Source organism: Massilia sp. FBCC-B171, assembly GCF_059134155.1.
This window is the reverse complement of the sequence record NZ_CP101443.1, coordinates 1222979-1240259: the sequence shown is the minus strand read 5'-3', so window position 1 is coordinate 1240259 and position 17281 is coordinate 1222979. Positions and strand designations below refer to the sequence as shown.

Here is a 17281-nt window from a genome sequence, read left to right as displayed (position 1 = left end):
CGCGCAGCAGGTCTAACGAGGTATCCGTAAAAACGTCAAAGAAAAATGGGCCTTGGGCAGTCGATATCTATCGTCTGTCGTGACAGTGATCGTTGTTTGCAAACTAAAGGACATGCACATGACCATTTTTGACAACTACGCAGCCCGTTACGAGCGCACCCGTGAAGAAGAATATTCCCTGTCCGAGTATCTTGCCCTGTGCAAGAAGGACCCGCTGACCTATGTCAGTGCGCCGGAGCGCATGCTCGCTGCCATCGGCGAGCCGCAACTCGTCGATACCCGGCTCGATCCGCGCCTGTCGCGCATCTTTGCCAACAAGGTCATCAAGGTCTATCCCGCCTTCCGCGAGTTCTACGGCATGGAGGAAGTGATCGAGCAGGTCGTCTCTTACTTCCGCCACGCAGCCCAGGGCCTCGAAGAGCGCAAGCAGATCCTGTATCTGCTGGGACCGGTCGGCGGCGGCAAGTCGTCGATCGCCGAAAAGCTCAAGCACCTGATGGAACAGGTGCCCTTCTACGCCATCAAGGGTTCGCCCGTGAACGAGTCGCCGCTCGGCCTGTTCAACGAAGACGAAGACGGCGTCATCCTCGAAGAAGACTACGGCATCCCGCGCCGCTACCTGCGCTCGATCCCGAGCCCGTGGGCGGTCAAGCGCCTGCACGAGTTCGGCGGCGACATCAACAAGTTCCGCGTCGTCAAGCGCTACCCGTCGATCCTCAAGCAGATCGCGATTTCGAAGACCGAGCCGGGCGACGAAAACAACCAGGACATTTCCTCGCTGGTCGGTAAAGTCGATATCCGCAAGCTCGAGGATTATTCGCAGGACGATCCGGACGCCTACAGCTATTCGGGCGGCCTGTGCCTGGCCAACCAGGGCCTGATGGAATTCGTCGAGATGTTCAAGGCGCCGATCAAGGTGCTGCACCCCTTGCTGACGGCCACCCAGGAAGGCAATTACAAGGGCACCGAAGGCTTCGGCGCGATTCCCTTCGAGGGCATCATCCTGGCGCACTCGAACGAGTCGGAATGGAAAACCTTCCGCAACAACCGCAATAACGAGGCCTTCCTGGACCGGATCTATATCGTGAAGGTGCCGTATTGCCTGCGCATTTCCGACGAGATCAAGATCTACGATAAGCTGGTGCGCAACTCCTCGCTCGAGAAGGCGCCTTGCGCCCCGGGCACGCTGCGCATGATGGCGCAGTTCGCCATCCTGTCGCGCCTGAAGGATCCGGAAAACTCGAGCGTGTACTCGAAGATGCTGGTCTACGATGGCGAGAACCTGAAGGACACCGATCCGAAGGCCAAGTCGCTGCACGAATACGTCGACTACGCCGGCGTCGACGAAGGCATGAACGGCTTGTCGACGCGCTTTGCCTTCAAGATCCTGTCGAAAGTCTTCAACTTCGACAATACCGAAGTGGCCGCCAACCCGGTCCACCTGCTGTATGTACTCGAGCAGCAGATCGAGCGCGAGCAGTTCCCGCCCGAACTCGAGCAGCGCTATCACTCCTATATCAAGGAGCACCTGGCGCAGCGCTATGTCGATTTCATCGGCAAGGAAATCCAGACCGCTTATCTGGAGAGCTATTCGGAATACGGCCAGAACATCTTCGACCGTTACGTCACCTTCGCCGACTTCTGGATCCAGGACCAGGAATTCCGCGATCCCGATACCGGCGAGAGTTTCGACCGCGAGTCGCTCAATGCCGAGCTGGAAAAAATCGAGAAGCCGGCCGGGATTTCGAACCCGAAAGACTTCCGCAACGAGATCGTCAACTTCGGCCTGCGGGCCCGGGCGACCAACGGCGGCAAGAACCCGGCCTGGACCAGCTACGAGAAGTTCCGCACCGTGATCGAGAAGAAAATGTTCTCGAATACCGAGGAACTTCTGCCGGTGATTTCGTTCAATGCCAAGGCCAGCGCCGAGGATGCGACCAAGCACGCCGACTTCGTCAACCGCATGGTCGAGAAAGGCTATACGGCCAAGCAGGTACGGCTGCTGTGCGAATGGTATCTGCGCGTGCGCAAGTCGTCGTAACGGGAAACGGGCACGGCAGCGCACGCGCTGCCTGTCCGATGTCGACCACGATGCTTGCTTGCATCGAAAGCGTCACCACGCAGCACGCCAGCCGTCGTTTCGCGCGTTTTTGACCACCCTGCCAGCCGTGCGCCACCCGCTTATGCACGCTGCGTATTAAGATAGGGGGACCGCGCGGCTGGCGGTCCGCAGCGGTTTTAACAGGAGGCATGTTTTGACTTACCTCATCGACCGACGCTTGCAGGGCAAGAACAAGTCCGCGGTGAACCGCGAACGCTTCCTGCGCCGTTACAAGGCGCAAATCAAGGACGCGGTCGGCCGCGCGATCAAGGGCCGTTCGATCACCGATATCGAAAACGGCGAGAAAGTCTCGATCCCCGTCAAGGACGTCAACGAGCCGCATTTCGGCCACGCCCACGGCGGCGTCTGGGAAACCATCAACCCTGGCAATACCGAATACCAGAAAGGCGACCAGTTCAACCGCCCGCGCAGCGGCGGCGGCGGTTCCGGCCGTGGCCGCGCCGGCAACAGCGAGCAGACCGTCGAAGACGATTTCATCTTCGAGCTTTCGCGCGAAGAATTCATGAATTACTTCTTCGAAGACCTCGAGCTGCCGAACATGATCAAGACCCAGCTCACGCAGACCATCGATTTCAAGACCCAGCGCGCCGGCTACAACGTCTCGGGCACGCCCTCGAACATCCACGTGTTGCGCTCGCTGCGCGGCGCGCTCGGACGGCGTATCGCCGTCGGGGGCCCGAGCCGGCGTGCGGCCAGCGAATGCCAGCAGGAGCTCGAAGCCCTGTTCGATGCCGAGGTGCCCGAAGACGACCCGCGCGTCATCGAACTCAAGAAGAAAATCCACCACCTGCACACCCGCATCAACGCCATTCCCTTCATCGACCCCTTCGACCTGCGCTACAGCAATCGCATCAAGGTCCCGAAACCGAGTACCCAGGCCGTGATGTTCTGCATCATGGACGTTTCCGGCTCGATGGACGAAACCCGCAAGGACACGGCGAAACGCTTCTTCATCCTGCTCTACCTCTTCCTCAAGCGCGTCTACGAACGCATCGACGTCGTCTTCATCCGCCACCACACGGCCGCGGCCGAAGTCGACGAGGACGAATTCTTCCACTCGCGCGAGTCGGGCGGCACCGTCGTCTCCTCCGCCCTGCACCTGCTGCAGAAGGTGATCGGCGAGCGCTATTCGAGCTCCGACTGGAACGCCTATGTCGCCCAGGCCTCGGACGGCGACAACTGGGACAACGATTCGGTGCTGTGCAAGCAGTTGCTGGACCACGGCATCATGCCGAAGGTGCAGTACTACACCTATGTCGAAATCACCGACGGGCCGCCGCAGAACCTGTGGGAGCAGTACACCGAGGTCGCCGCGCACCATACCAACTTCGCGATGCAAAAGATCGTGACGCCGGCCGACATCTACCCGGTCTTCCGCGAGCTGTTCAAGAAGCAGCCCAAGTAAAGCAGAGGCTCCTATGCCAGACGATCGCACCAATCCCCGGGCGCTGCCTGAACAGTCGGAATGGACTTTCGACCTGATCGAGCAGGCCCACGAGGAAATCCGCCGCGTGGCCAAGAAGTTTGGTCTCGACACCTACCCGAACCAGCTCGAAATCATCACCGCCGAGCAGATGATGGATGCCTACACCTCGGTCGGCATGCCGGTCTCCTACAACCACTGGTCCTTCGGCAAGCATTTCCTTTCGACCGAAAAGAGCTACAAGCGCGGCCAGATGGGCCTGGCCTACGAGATCGTCATCAACTCCGATCCCTGCATCGCCTATCTAATGGAAGAAAACAGCCTGACGATGCAGGCGCTGGTGATCGCGCACGCCGCCTATGGCCACAATTCTTTCTTCAAGGGTAATTACCTGTTCCGCACCTGGACCGACGCCGAGGCCATCGTCGACTATATGGTGTTTGCCAAGAATTACATCGCCGAATGCGAGCAGCGCTACGGCATCGACGCCGTCGAAGACCTGCTCGACTCCTGCCATGCGATCCAGAACTATGGGGTCGACCGCTACAAGCGCCCGGCCAAGCTGTCGGTAGCCCAGGAAGCAGCGCGCCAGAAGGAGCGCGAAGAATATGCGCAGTCCCAGGTCAATGCCCTGTGGCGCACGGTGCCGCGGCGCGAGGAAGAAGAGCGCGACGCCCCGCCGCCGCGCTTCCCCATCGAGCCCGAGGAAAACCTCCTGTACTTTATAGAGAAATACGCGCCGCTGCTCGAACCCTGGCAGCGCGAACTGGTGCGCATCACGCGCAAGATCTCGCAATACTTCTACCCGCAGCGCCAGACCCAGGTGATGAACGAGGGCTGGGCCACCTTCTGGCACTACACGATTTTGCAGGAACTATATAAAGAGGGCATCGTCGGCGACGGCTTCATGCTCGAGTTCCTGCAAAGCCATACGAACGTCGTCTACCAGCCCGCGGCGACCAGCCCCTACTACAGTGGCATCAATCCCTACGCACTGGGGTTTGCGATGATGAGCGACATCCGGCGCATCTGCGAAAACCCGACCACTGAAGACCGCGCCTGGTTCCCGGACATGGCCGGCAGCGACTGGGTCAAGACGCTCGATTTCGCGATGCGCAACTTCAAGGATGAAAGCTTCATCGCCCAATACCTGTCGCCCAAGCTGATCCGCGATTTCCACTTCTTCGCCGTGCTCGACGACGACCGCAGCGACAAGCTCACCATCTCGGCCATCCACGACGAAGCCGGCTACCGCTACGTGCGCCAGCAGTTGGCCGAGCAATACAACATCGGCAACCGCGAGCCGAACATCCAGGTCTGGCAGGTCAACACCCGCGACGACCGGGCCCTGACCCTGCGCCATACCCAGTTCCAGCGCCGGCCGCTCAACGCCCAGGCCCAGGAAGTGCTCAAGCACGTCGCCCGCCTGTGGGGCTTCGATGTGCGCCTGGAAACGGTCGATGCAAGCGGCCACGTCGTCAGCTTCCTCGACTGCCGCCGCGAGAAGCGCCATCACCGTTAATTATCTTTTTTGGTAGTCAAACTACACACTTTTGCCTCCGCTAGCGTCTGCACCATCTTGATGCTACCCGGAGGCAAGCTCTGCACTGATGCAGGTCAAGTTATAGCGACCTGACATCCAGCCATCACCTCCCCTCATGCGCCACGCCCCGCACATCTCCTCCTTGCGTTAGCTGGCGAACGCTCAGCTTTCTTAAAACTGGCTATAGTTTGCGCAAAGCTCAGCATTACACTATATGTTATTTGCCAGATGGCAAAATCTACGTGCAATATTTGGTGAAACGCCAGTTTTTCTGACGTCTTCTACAGTGCGTAAGTATTCATCAGCAATGTTGTAATTTTATATACGTAAGCCCTGCGAGTTTTTGCACAGTAAGGATGCATCCGGATGAGCAGGATCGCCTGTTTTTACAGGCATTTACGCCCCTTTTGAGGCCTCAAAAATACCTGTGCAAAAAAGAATTCGTAGGTATAATTCGCCGATGTCCCGAATGCGGCCTTGTCATTTCGTCGTGTTCTGTGGGTTTAGTAGCAACAAAAAGAGTTGGTATTGGAGAAAGCAGGCATGAATTTTACACACGAGAAGGAACCGGGGAAAAATCTCACTGGTATCACCATTGTGGTCCTGTTGCACGTCCTGGTCGGCTGGGGGATCATCAATGGTCTCGGAACAAAGGTCATCACGAAGGTGCAGGAAGCAGTGGAAACGAAGTTGATTGAAGAGGTGAAACCACCTCCTCCACCGGAGACCCCGCCGCCGCCGCCGCCGCCGGAAATGAAAGCGCCACCGCCGCCATTCATTCCACCGGTCGAGGTGCAGGTGCAGCAGCCTCCTCCGCCGCAGAACGTGATCCAGGCAGCAACGAGCACGCCGCCGCCGACGACCAGCCTGGCTCCTCCGGCACCGCCGGCGCCGCCAGCTGCTGCTCCTGCAGCGCCTGCTGGTCCTAGCCGTACCGCTGCAGTGGCTGATTTCAGCACCTGCGCAAAACCGGAATACCCGAAGGCCTCGGCTCGTAACGAAGAAGAAGGCACGACGACGATCTCGTTCCTGATCGGCGTCGATGGTCGGATGGTCGACTCCAAGATCCAGAAGTCGAGTGGTTCGCGTGATCTTGACCGTGCAGCCCAGTCTGCTATCGGCAAGTGCCGCTTTAAACCGGCAATGGTCAATGGCCAGCCTGAACAGGCATGGGTCCCAGTACAGTACGTCTGGTCGCTGGAACAATAACCGAGACAGAACAACGTCTCACAACTCTGATTTTCGTTGTCTTTAGATCAGCGAACAGTCTATTTTTATATTTCTGGAGGAAGCATGTTTAAGAATACCCGTTTGTCCGCTGTACTGGCGGCAGTCCTGCTCTCGATTACGGCGGCATCGGCCCTGGTCTCGGCACCAGCCTTCGCTGACGCACCGGCAGCAACCGCTCCGGCCGCAGCTGCACCAGCAGACGCAGCTGCAGCACCAGCAGTTGACGCAGCCGCTCCTGCCGCTGAAGGCGCAGCCGCTCCTGCAGCCGCCGCTGGCGAAAAAGAAGAAGTCCCGAACCCATACGGCTTCGAAGCCATGTGGCACGAAGGCGACTTCGTCAACAAGGGCACCATCATCATCCTGTCGCTGATGTCGATGGGCTCGTGGTACATCATCATCACCAAGCTGATCGACCAGTCGAAGATCATGCGCCAGTCGAAGGAAGTTTCCCAGAAATTCTGGAAAGCCAATTCGATCGCCGCTGGTTCGGCAGCCCTGAAAGAAGGCTCGCCATTCCGCTTCATCGCTGAAACCGGCACCAAGGCTACCCAGCACCACGACGGCGCCCTGCTCGAGCAGATCGACCTGTCGACCTGGGTCACGATGCAAGTCCAGCGCGCTGTTGACCGTGTTCAGTCGCGTCTGCAAGACGGCCTGTCGTTCCTGGCAACCGTTGGTTCGACCTCGCCGTTCATCGGTCTGTTCGGTACCGTCTGGGGCATCTACAACGCACTGACCGCCATCGGCATGTCGGGTAACGCATCGATCGACAAGGTTGCAGGTCCAGTCGGTGAAGCACTGATCATGACCGCCTTCGGCCTGTTCGTCGCCGTTCCTGCCGTCCTGGGTTACAACTGGCTGGTGCGTCGTAACAAGTCGGCCATGGAAGATGTCCGTTCGTTCAGCGCCGACGTTCACTCGGTCCTGGTGTCGGGCGCGATGAACACGTCGGAAGCTGCACGTGCCGCTACGTCGGCCAAAAAGATTGGATAAATCATGTCAATGAGTGTCGGCTCCGATAGCGGAGATGAAGATGCCGTGATGTCAGAGATCAACACGACGCCGCTTGTCGACATCATGTTGGTTCTTCTGATCATCTTCCTGATCACCAGCCCGGTGGTTCTGCAACTGCAAAAGGTTGCTCTGCCGGCTGAAACGAACGAGGTCACCAAGACCGCGCCGGAAGACATCAACATCACCGTCAATAAAGACGGCGAAATGTTCTGGAACCAGCGCCGCATCTCGAACACGGACGAATTGTTCAAGTTCTTCGCGGAGCAGTCGGTGAAAGTGCCGCAACCGGCAGTGAAAGTTCGTGGCGACCAAGCTACCCGCTACGAATCAATCGGTCGGGTGATCTACACGGCACAACGTGCTGGTGTGCAAAAGGTCGGTTTCGTGATCGAACCACCTGACAAGATGTAATGTCAGTTGCGGTGCCGGAAGACCTTCGGCGCCGCACCTTGCACCTAGTCATTAAAAAAGGAAACATTATGGGTATGAACGTAGGTTCAGGCGCCGCGAAGAATGCCGATCCGGAACCGATGATGGAAATGAACATGACACCCTTGATCGACGTTCTGTTGGTCTTGATCATCATGTTGATTATCACGATTCCGAAGCAAAACCACTCGGTCAATCTGAACATGCCGGTGGGTACGCCACCGCCGAAGACTGAAGAGCCGCGTGTTCATACGGTCGACGTCGACTTCGACGGTACTATCCTCTGGGATGGTATGGCTATCCCTGATCGCGCGACGCTGGAAGCGAAGATGAATGAAGTCGCTGCCCAGCCAAACCAGCCGGAAGTGCACCTGCGTCCGAACAAGCTGGTCGAGTACAAGGTTGTTGCCGGCGTCATGGCAACGGCCCAACGTCTCGGCGTCACGAAGATCGGCATGGTTGGTAACGAGCAGTTCCAGTAATCGCATCACGCTTGACTAATAACACGGCAGGGATTCCCTGCCGTGTCCATTTTCAAAGAGGATTTTCCACGATGAGCAAATTCCGTCTCGCACACCTCGGCCTCGCACTGGCCGCCCTCGGCTTTACCGCTGCCGCTCCGATCGTTGGCCTGGCCCCTGCCCATGCGCAGACCGTGAGCGCCCAGGTCGGCAAGCCCCTGCAGGCAGCCCAGGCATTGATGAAACAGGGTAAGCACAAGGAAGCCCTGGCAAAATTGCGCGAAGCGGACAATGTCGCTGGCAAGAGCGCACACGAAAGCTACCTGATCGAGCGCGTGCGCGCTGCGGCAGCATCGTCCGCGGGCGACTACGCCACTGCAGCCAAGGCATTCGAAACCCTGATCGCATCGGGCAAGCTGTCGGCTTCAGAACGCAGCCAGTTCTCGGAAGGCCTGATCGGCATCTACATGCGCGGCGGTGATCTGAACAAGGCGAACGAAGCCATCCAGCGCCAGCTCAAGAACGGCGACGATCCGAAACTGCGCGCCTATCTGCTGCAAAACTATTACAAACAGGGCAACATCGCTGCCTTGGAAACCGAGCTGCGCAACGCCGAGAAATCGGGCCGCATGAGCGAAGACATGCTCGGCATGCTGGCCAACATCCAGCTCAAGAAAAACGACAAGGCCGGCTACGTCAACACCATCGAAAAGCTGGCGGCGAACTATCCGAAAGCCCAGTACTGGAACGACCTGCTGAACCGCGTGCAGAGCAAACCTGGCTTCTCGGGCCGCCTGTCGGTCGACATCTACCGCCTGAAGCTGGCCAATGGCCTGCTGAAAAAGCCAAGCGAATACATGGAGATGGCGCAGCTGGTGATGCAGGCGAAAGCGCCTTCGGAAGCACTGAAGATCATCGACAAGGGCTACAAGGCCGGCGCCCTGGGCGTGGGTCCCGACGCCGAACGTCATGCCCGCCTGAAAGCGCTGGCGGAGAAGAACCTGGCCGAGCAGAACAAGGGCATCGCCGCACTGGAAGCCGAGTACACGGCTGCCAAGGACAACGATGGCCTGGTCGCTCTCGGCTACAGCATGGTGCAGTCTGGCCAGACCGACAAGGGCCTGAAGCTGATGGAATCGGCGATCAAGGCAGGCGGCCTGCGCTATGCGGACGAAGCCAAGCTGCGCCTGGGCGAAGCCTATGCCGCAGCCGGCAAGAAGCAGCAGGCGATCACCACCCTGCGCGGCGTCGCCGGCAAGGAAGGCACCGCCGAGCTGGCCCGCTACTGGATCATGGCGATCAACAAGCCACTGGCCTGATCGGCAGGGCGTGTTCGCCACGCGGTTTCGGCCGCGCGGCACGCTACATGAAACGCCGCCTGTTCGCAGGCGGCGTTTTTTTTCGCCTCGACGACGCGCCCGCCCGCCACGCGTGGGCGCAGGGGGTGGTTGGGGCCATGGCAACAAGGCTATACCGTATAATCAGGGTTTTCGCCCCGCGGCATGGTTGACCACGACATGCGTGGCAGGCTTGCCGGGCATTCTGGAACCACCAATGAAGGTATTTCGCGGACTTCCCAACGACGCGGCGCGCGCACCGTGCGCCCTCACCATCGGCAATTTCGATGGTGTCCATCGCGGCCACCAGGCCTTGCTGGCGCGCGTGCGCAGCGCCGCCGATGCGCTGGGACTGGAAGCGGCCGTCATGACCTTCGAGCCGCACCCGCGCGAGTATTTTGCCCGCCGTAGCGGCGACCTCAGCCGTGCCCCGGCGCGCATCGCCAACCTGCGCGACAAGCTCGGCGACCTGGCCAACGCGGGCATCGACCGCGTTATCGTCGAACACTTCAACGAACAATTCGCCGCGATCTCGCCGGAAGACTTTACCCAGCGCGTGCTGGTCGACGGCCTGCACGTCAAATGGCTGATGGTGGGCGACGACTTCTGCTACGGCGCCAAACGCGCCGGCAATGTCGCGATGCTCAAGGAGGCCGGGCGCCGCCATGGCTTCCAGGTCGAGACCCTGCCGACGGTACGCGAAGGCGACCAGCGCATTTCCTCCTCGCTGGTACGCGCCGCGCTGGCGGCGGGCGACCTGGAGGCGACCGGCGCCCTGCTCGGCCATCCGTACGCCATGTCCGGCCACGTGATCCATGGCGCCAAGCTGGGCCGCACCCTCGGTTTCCCGACGCTGAACCTGCGCGTCACGCACCGCCCTGCCCTGCAAGGCATCTTCGTGGTGCAGGTGCACGGCCTGGCCGACCAGCCGCTGCCGGCGGTCGCCAGCCTCGGCGTGCGTCCGACCGTCGAGGACGCAGGGCGCATGCTGCTCGAAGTCCATATCTTCGACTACGAACGGTCTTGCTACGGCAAGCTGGTGCGCGTCGAGTTCCTGGAGAAACTGCGTGACGAAGAAAAGTATGTCGACCTCGACACGCTCACCGCCGCCATCCACCGCGACGCCGAGCAGGCGCGCGCCTGGTTTGCCGGCCACACCCTGCGCCACGATCCGCGCAGCATCGCGCGCGCCGGCGCCCTGACCGCCACCGACCGAATTTGACGCGCGACGCCACGTCGCGCGCGGCTGCACGCTGATGACTGCGCAGCCAACACCTCATTCCCTTACCGAAGAAATTTATGTCCGAAAACAGCAAACCCGTCCAGAATGCGCCCGCCCAGAAGGCTGGCAAGAAGCCTGAGAGCAAATACCCGGTCAACATGACCGATACCCCCTTCCCGATGCGCGGTGACCTCGCCAAGCGCGAGCCGGGCTGGGTCAAGCAATGGCAGGACAAGCAGATCTATCACCGCATCCGCAAGGCGTCCAAAGGCCGCCCGACCTTCGTGCTGCACGACGGTCCGCCGTACGCGAACGGCGACATCCACCTTGGCCATGCCGTGAACAAGATCTTGAAGGACATGGTCGTGAAATCGCGCACCATGGCCGGTTTCGACGCGCCCTATGTGCCGGGCTGGGACTGCCACGGCATGCCGATCGAAATCCAGATCGAAAAACTCTACGGCAAGAACCTGCCGACCGCCGAAGTCCTGCAAAAGGCGCGTGCCTATGCGCTCGAACAGATCGACCGCCAGCGCGCCGGCTTCATCCGCCTGGGCGTGCTCGGCGAATGGGAAAACCCTTACACGACGATGGCCTACGGTAACGAGGCCGACGAGCTGCGCGCCCTGGGCAAATTGCTGGACAAGGGCTATGTCTACCGCGGCCTGAAGCCGGTCAACTGGTGCTTCGATTGCGGTTCGGCCCTGGCGGAAGCGGAAGTCGAATACCAGGACAAGCGCGATCCGGCGATCGATGTCGGCTTCCCGTTCGCGGAAGAAGAAAAGCTGGCGAGTGCCTTCGGTTTGCCGTCGCTGCCGACCATGAACGGCTTCATCGTGATCTGGACCACGACCCCGTGGACCATCCCGTCGAACCAGGCGCTGAACGTCAATCCTGAAGTGACCTACGCGCTGGTGCAAACCGAGCGCGATGGCCAGCCGCTGCTCCTGATCCTGGCGCAGGACCTGGTCGAATCCTGCCTGGCGCGCTACAAGCTCGAGGGCACGGTCATCGCGACCACCCTCGGCGCCAAGCTCGAGGGCATGCGCTTCAAGCACCCAATGCACGCCGCCGACCCGTTCTACGACCGCCTGTCGCCGATGTACCTGGCCGACTACGTCACCACCGAAAGCGGCACCGGCGTGGTCCACTCGGCGCCTGCCTACGGCCTGGAAGACTTCATCTCGTGCAAAGCGCACGGCATGAAAGACGACGAGATCCTGAAACCCGTGATGGGCGACGGCCGTTTCGCGTCCACCCTGCCGCTGTTCGGCGGGCTGACGATCTGGGAAGCCAGTAAGCCGATCTGCGCGGCGCTGACCGCCGCCGGCGCCCTGTTCGAACTCAAGATGTTCGACCACAGCTACATGCACTGCTGGCGCCACAAGACGCCGATCGTGTATCGCGCGACGAGCCAGTGGTTCGCCGGCATGGACCTGACGCCGAAGGATGGCGGCGCTACCCTGCGCGAGACTGCGCTGGCCGGCATCGCCAAGACCCAGTTCTTCCCGGACTGGGGCCAGGCGCGCCTGCACGGCATGATCGAGAACCGTCCGGACTGGACCCTGTCGCGCCAGCGCCAGTGGGGCGTCCCGATGGCCTTCTTCATCCACAAGGAAACCGGCGAACTGCATCCGCGCACGCCGGAGCTGCTGGAACAGGTTGCGAAGCTGATCGAAGCGAACGGCATCGACGCCTGGCAGGCGCTCGACCCGCGCGAGCTGCTCGGCGCCGACGCCGACACCTACGAGAAGAACAAGGACACGCTCGACGTCTGGTTCGATTCGGGCGCCACGCACCAGACCGTGCTGCGCGGCTCGCACGCACAGCAGTCGACCTTCCCGGCCGACCTCTACCTGGAAGGCTCGGACCAGCACCGCGGCTGGTTCCACTCGTCGCTCCTGACTTCGTCGATGCTCAACGGGACGCCGCCGTACAAAGCGCTGCTGACCCATGGCTTCACGGTCGACGAGCACGGCAAGAAGATGTCGAAGTCCCTCGGTAACACGATGGCGCCGCAGAAGATCTCGGACACGCTGGGCGCCGACATCCTGCGCCTGTGGGTGGCCTCGACCGACTACACGGGCGAGCTGTCGATCAGCGAAGAAATCCTGAAACGCGTGACCGAGTCCTACCGCCGCATCCGCAACACGCTGCGCTTCCTGCTGGCGAACACCTCGGACTTCGATCCGGCCAAGCATGCAGTCCCGGTCGAGCAGCTGTTCGAGATCGACCGCTATGCGATCGCGTCGATGGCTGCGCTGCAGAAGGACGTGGCGGCGCATTTCGAGCGCTACGAATTCCACCCGGTCGTCTCGCGCCTGCTGAACTACTGCTCGGAAGACCTGGGCGGCTTCTACCTCGACATCCTGAAAGACCGCCTGTACACCAGCGGCGTGGAGTCGCCGGCACGCCGCTCGGCCCAGACCGCGCTGTGGCAGATCGCCAATGCCCTGCTGCGCGTGATGGCGCCGGTGCTCTCGTTCACCGCCGAGGAAGCCTGGGCCGTGTTCGCGGGCCAGCAAGCCTATGCGGATAGTGACGAGACCATCTTCACGCAGACCATGTGGACCTTCCCGGAGCTGCCCGATGCGGAGCAACTGCTGGCCAAGTACGCGGCCTTGCGCGAAGTGCGCGCCGATGTAACGAAGCAGCTGGAAGAACTGCGCGCCTCCGGTGCGATCGGCTCCTCGCTGCAGGCAGAGCTGACCATCAAGGCGGCAGGCGCCAAGCACGAACTGCTGGCGAGCCTGGACGACGACTTGAAATTCGTCTTCATCACCTCGCAGGCCAGCGTCGAGCAGGCCGCTAACGAAGCGGAGGAAGCGGTGCAGGTCACGCCGTCGGAAGCGCCGAAGTGCGAGCGCTGCTGGCACTACCGCCGCGACGTCGGCCACAACCACGAGCACAGCGGCCTGTGCGGCCGTTGCGTGAGCAACCTGTTCGGCGCCGGCGAAGCACGCCGCTTCGCGTAAGCAGGACCACAACGACCGCCATGCCGCCCTCTAGCGGCATGGCGGTTTTACCATCCGACCCTGAATCCCATGGCAACCAAGAAAAAACCGAGCATCACGACCATCCATAAGAAAACCGGCGGCGCCAGCATGACGCCATGGCTGGGGATAGCATTCATCATCGTCCTGATCGACCAGCTGACCAAGATCACCGTCTCGAAACTGTTCACTTATGGCGAAACGCTGCCGGTCACCAGCTTCTTCAACCTGGTGCTGGTGTATAACCCGGGCGCGGCCTTTTCCTTCCTCGGCAACCAGGGCGGCTGGCAGCGCTGGTTCTTCACCGCGATCGCGATCGGCGCCATCGGCTTCATCCTCTACCTGCTCAAGCGCCATCCCGGCCAGCGCATGTTCTGCTGGGCCCTGGCCCTGATCCTGGGCGGCGCCGTGGGCAACGTGATCGACCGCATCGCCTACGGCCACGTGATCGACTTCCTCGATTTCTACTGGCGCGGCTGGGGGCATTTCCCGGCCTTTAACGTGGCCGACATCGGCATCTCGATCGGCGCCGGCCTGTTCATCCTCGATGAGCTGCGGCGCGTGAACAAGAACTAAGCACGCAAGACAAGGAGCGCGGCATGAACCTGCAAGGTAAAAAAATCGTCCTCGGCCTGTCCGGGGGCGTCGCCTGCTACAAGGCGGCGGAACTGTGCCGCGCGCTGATCAAGGAAGGCGCGCAGGTCCACGTCGTCATGACCGAGGCGGCCACCCATTTCATCGGCGCGGTCACCATGCAGGCGCTGTCGGGCAACCCGGTCTGGCTGGACCAGTGGGATGCGCGCATGCCCAACAACATGGCGCACATCGACCTGACGCGCGGCGCCCACGCGGTGATCGTCGCGCCCTGTTCGGCCGACTTCATCCGTAAACTCGCCCATGGCGCCTGCGACGATTTGCTGTCGACGCTGTGCCTGGCGCGCCCGCACGGCGTACCGCTGCTGGTCGCGCCGGCAATGAATGTTGAGATGTGGCAGAACCCGGCGACCCAGCGCAACGTCGCCACCTTGCGCGCCGATGGCGTCGGCATCTTCGGGCCGGCCGCAGGCGAGCAGGCCTGCGGCGAGACCGGCCTGGGACGCATGCTCGAGGCCGAGCAGATCCTCGACGAACTGATCGCCTCCTTTCAGCACAAGATCCTGGCCGGCAAGCGCGTCCTGATCACGGCCGGTCCCACCTTCGAGGCCATCGATCCGGTGCGCGGCATCACGAATCTCTCGTCCGGCAAGATGGGCTATGCCATCGCCCGCGCGGCGCGCGAAGCCGGCGCCGAAGTGACGCTTATATCGGGCCCGACGGCCCTGGCCACGCCCTATGGCGTGCGCCGCATCGACGTGCTTTCGGCCCAGCAGATGCATGAGGCCGTGATGGCGGGCGTGGAAGGCCAGCACGTGTTCGTCGCCGTCGCGGCGGTAGCCGACTGGCGCGTTGCGAATGCCAGCGGCCAGAAACTGAAAAAGCAGGAAGGCGGCGCCCCGCCCCAGCTCGAATTCGTGCAGAACGCCGACATCCTGGCTTCAGTCGCGGCGACCACCTCGCTGTCGGGCTGGCCCTATTGCGTCGGCTTTGCGGCGGAGTCGGAAAACCTGGTCGAATACGGCGCTGCCAAGCGCGAACGCAAGGGCATTCCTCTGCTGGTCGGCAACATCGGCCACCACACCTTCGGGCAGGATGACAATGCGATCGTGCTGTTCGACGAACACGGCCACACCGTCCTGCCGCGCGCCGACAAGCTGACCCTCGCGCGCCAGCTGGTCTCCGAAATCGGCAAGCGGCTCGAGCAGCGCTCCCTGCTCGACTGACTCACCCATTCACTTAATACGCATCACGCATGAAAACTATCGATATCAAGATTCTGGATCCGCGCATGAAGGAACTGCTGCCGGCCTATGCAACACAAGGCAGCGCCGGGCTCGACCTGCGCGCCTGCATCGACGCGCCGCTCACCCTCGAGCCTGGCCAGACGGTGCTGGTGCCGACGGGCCTGGCCATCCACGTGGCCGATCCGGGCTATGCGGCGATGATCCTGCCGCGCAGTGGACTCGGCCATAAGAACGGCATCGTCCTCGGCAATCTGGTAGGCTTGATCGACTCCGATTACCAGGGCCAGCTGATGGTCTCGACCTGGAACCGCGGCCACGCCGCGTTTACCCTGCAGCCGCTGGACCGCCTGGCGCAGCTGGTGATCGTGCCCGTCCTGCAGGTGGGCTTCAATGTCGTTGAAGAGTTTGCATCGAGCGAACGGGGCGCTGGAGGGTTCGGCAGCACCGGAAAACAATAACAGAGGAAAAACATGATTCGTTTTGATCGTCTGCGCCCTGCCGCGCTGGGCGTCGCCATCGCCATACTGCTGGCTGCCTGCGGCACCCAGCCCCAGACCCGCCCGGCCGGCCTTCCGGGCGTTCCAGTGACTGAAACCCCGCAAGGCGAGCCGCTCACGCCGCAAATGGCGGCAGCGGCCGATACGCTGACGAAAATGGCTGCGCTGCAGGACCGCCTGTACCGCGTGGCGGCGCCGCTCCTGATCGACAATGCCGAACTGTGCACGAAGCATGCGCGCAATTTGCTCGGCTTCACGGCGAAGAACCGCCACTCCTACCCTGGCCTCTACAACGAAGCCGCGCACGTCGCCTTCGGCATGGAAGAACGCCTGCAGGTCACCGGCGTGCTGGCCGGCAGCGGCGCGGCGAAAGCCGGACTGCGCTTGGGCGACGCCCTGGTCGCGGCCGGCGGCAAGCCACTCCCGAGCGGCCCGAATGCCCTGGCAGGCGCCGCGGCCATCTTTAACCCGATCGTCGCCTCGCAATCGAAGCTGCCGCTGACAATCGACCGCGACGGCCGCATGCGCGACCTCAGCATCCCCGTTACCCGCGCCTGCGGCTTCGGCATTGAACTGGGCAACGGCGACAACGTGAACGCCTACGCCGACGGTTCGCGCATCATGGTCACGCGCGGCATGCTGGGCGTGACCCGCAGCGACGACGAACTGGCCTATGTACTGGCGCGCACGATGGCGCACAACATGCTCGAGCACCCGAAAGCGCAGCGCAACCAGGCCACGCTCGACAGCGTGATCGACAACCTGACGCGCATGAGTCCCGACGCCGGCATGCTCACCGGCAGCGCCGGCATCAAGGCCATGCCCTCGAACCTCGACGCCGCTGCCGACCGCCTCGCGATCTTCCTGCTGGCGCGCGCCGACTACAACATCGAAGGCGCCCCCGCGTTCTGGAAGCGCTTCGCCGCGACTCACCCGGCCAGCGTGGCCAATGGCTTCACGGCCAACCACCCGTCGACGGCGGCCCGGCTGACGGCGATGGAGCTGGCGGTCGAGGATGTGAAGATGAAGAAGGCGGCGAAGAAGCCACTCACGCCTTGACGCCCTTGCAGGGTGGGTAGGCCGTACCCACCCCGTAAAACCTCCTCCCCGCCGACGTCCCGCGCGCTTTTTTTGTATCATTGACATCCCTCACCAGCAACGCCCGCGCA

At 61.8% G+C, this 17281-nt stretch carries 14 protein-coding genes; all 14 read left to right on the top strand.

The annotated features are described in order from the left end of the window. Window positions 1-118: 118 nt before the first annotated feature. The 14 genes from NMB41_RS05600 (at window position 119) to NMB41_RS05535 (ending at window position 17171) form a co-directional block, all read left to right on the top strand. Window positions 119-2041 (top strand): PrkA family serine protein kinase, encoded by a 1923-nt coding sequence (locus NMB41_RS05600; RefSeq protein WP_494381487.1) that lies wholly within the window; start codon window positions 119-121, stop codon window positions 2039-2041. A 214-nt stretch (window positions 2042-2255) separates the two neighbouring features. Continuing rightward, window positions 2256-3527 (top strand): YeaH/YhbH family protein, encoded by a 1272-nt coding sequence (locus tag NMB41_RS05595; RefSeq protein WP_494381486.1) that lies wholly within the window; start codon window positions 2256-2258, stop codon window positions 3525-3527. 13 nt (window positions 3528-3540) lie between these two features. Continuing rightward, on the top strand, window positions 3541-5067 hold the full coding sequence (locus NMB41_RS05590) for a SpoVR family protein (protein ID WP_494381485.1): 1527 nt from the start codon (window positions 3541-3543) through the stop codon (window positions 5065-5067). A gap of 564 nt (window positions 5068-5631) precedes the next feature. After that, window positions 5632-6297: an energy transducer TonB gene (locus tag NMB41_RS05585; protein ID WP_494381484.1), complete on the top strand. Its 666-nt coding sequence runs from the start codon at window positions 5632-5634 to the stop codon at window positions 6295-6297. A gap of 84 nt (window positions 6298-6381) precedes the next feature. After that, window positions 6382-7311 (top strand): MotA/TolQ/ExbB proton channel family protein, encoded by a 930-nt coding sequence (locus NMB41_RS05580; RefSeq protein ID WP_494381483.1) that lies wholly within the window; start codon window positions 6382-6384, stop codon window positions 7309-7311. 3 nt (window positions 7312-7314) lie between these two features. Then, window positions 7315-7743: an ExbD/TolR family protein gene (locus NMB41_RS05575; RefSeq protein ID WP_494381482.1), complete on the top strand. Its 429-nt coding sequence runs from the start codon at window positions 7315-7317 to the stop codon at window positions 7741-7743. A gap of 68 nt (window positions 7744-7811) precedes the next feature. Then, window positions 7812-8243 (top strand): ExbD/TolR family protein, encoded by a 432-nt coding sequence (locus NMB41_RS05570; RefSeq protein WP_494381481.1) that lies wholly within the window; start codon window positions 7812-7814, stop codon window positions 8241-8243. Window positions 8244-8314: 71 nt separating this feature from the next. After that, entirely contained in the window at window positions 8315-9541 is a 1227-nt protein-coding gene (locus NMB41_RS05565) for a tetratricopeptide repeat protein (RefSeq protein ID WP_494381480.1), read from the top strand. A gap of 235 nt (window positions 9542-9776) precedes the next feature. Then, window positions 9777-10781, top strand: coding sequence for a bifunctional riboflavin kinase/FAD synthetase (locus NMB41_RS05560; RefSeq protein WP_494381479.1), 1005 nt, complete (start codon window positions 9777-9779; stop codon window positions 10779-10781). A 77-nt stretch (window positions 10782-10858) separates the two neighbouring features. Further along, window positions 10859-13756 (top strand): isoleucine--tRNA ligase, encoded by a 2898-nt coding sequence (ileS, locus tag NMB41_RS05555; protein WP_494381478.1) that lies wholly within the window; start codon window positions 10859-10861, stop codon window positions 13754-13756. A gap of 69 nt (window positions 13757-13825) precedes the next feature. Further along, window positions 13826-14350 (top strand): signal peptidase II, encoded by a 525-nt coding sequence (gene lspA, locus NMB41_RS05550; RefSeq protein WP_494381477.1) that lies wholly within the window; start codon window positions 13826-13828, stop codon window positions 14348-14350. Between the two features lie 23 nt (window positions 14351-14373). Continuing rightward, on the top strand, window positions 14374-15594 hold the full coding sequence (coaBC, locus tag NMB41_RS05545; protein ID WP_494381476.1) for a bifunctional phosphopantothenoylcysteine decarboxylase/phosphopantothenate--cysteine ligase CoaBC: 1221 nt from the start codon (window positions 14374-14376) through the stop codon (window positions 15592-15594). A gap of 29 nt (window positions 15595-15623) precedes the next feature. Further along, window positions 15624-16073, top strand: a complete 450-nt coding sequence (dut, locus tag NMB41_RS05540; protein ID WP_494381475.1) for a dUTP diphosphatase — start codon at window positions 15624-15626, stop codon at window positions 16071-16073. A gap of 12 nt (window positions 16074-16085) precedes the next feature. Beyond that, a complete protein-coding gene (locus NMB41_RS05535; RefSeq protein ID WP_494381474.1) occupies window positions 16086-17171 on the top strand; it encodes a M48 family metallopeptidase in 1086 nt (361 codons plus the stop codon). Window positions 17172-17281: the final 110 nt, after the last annotated feature.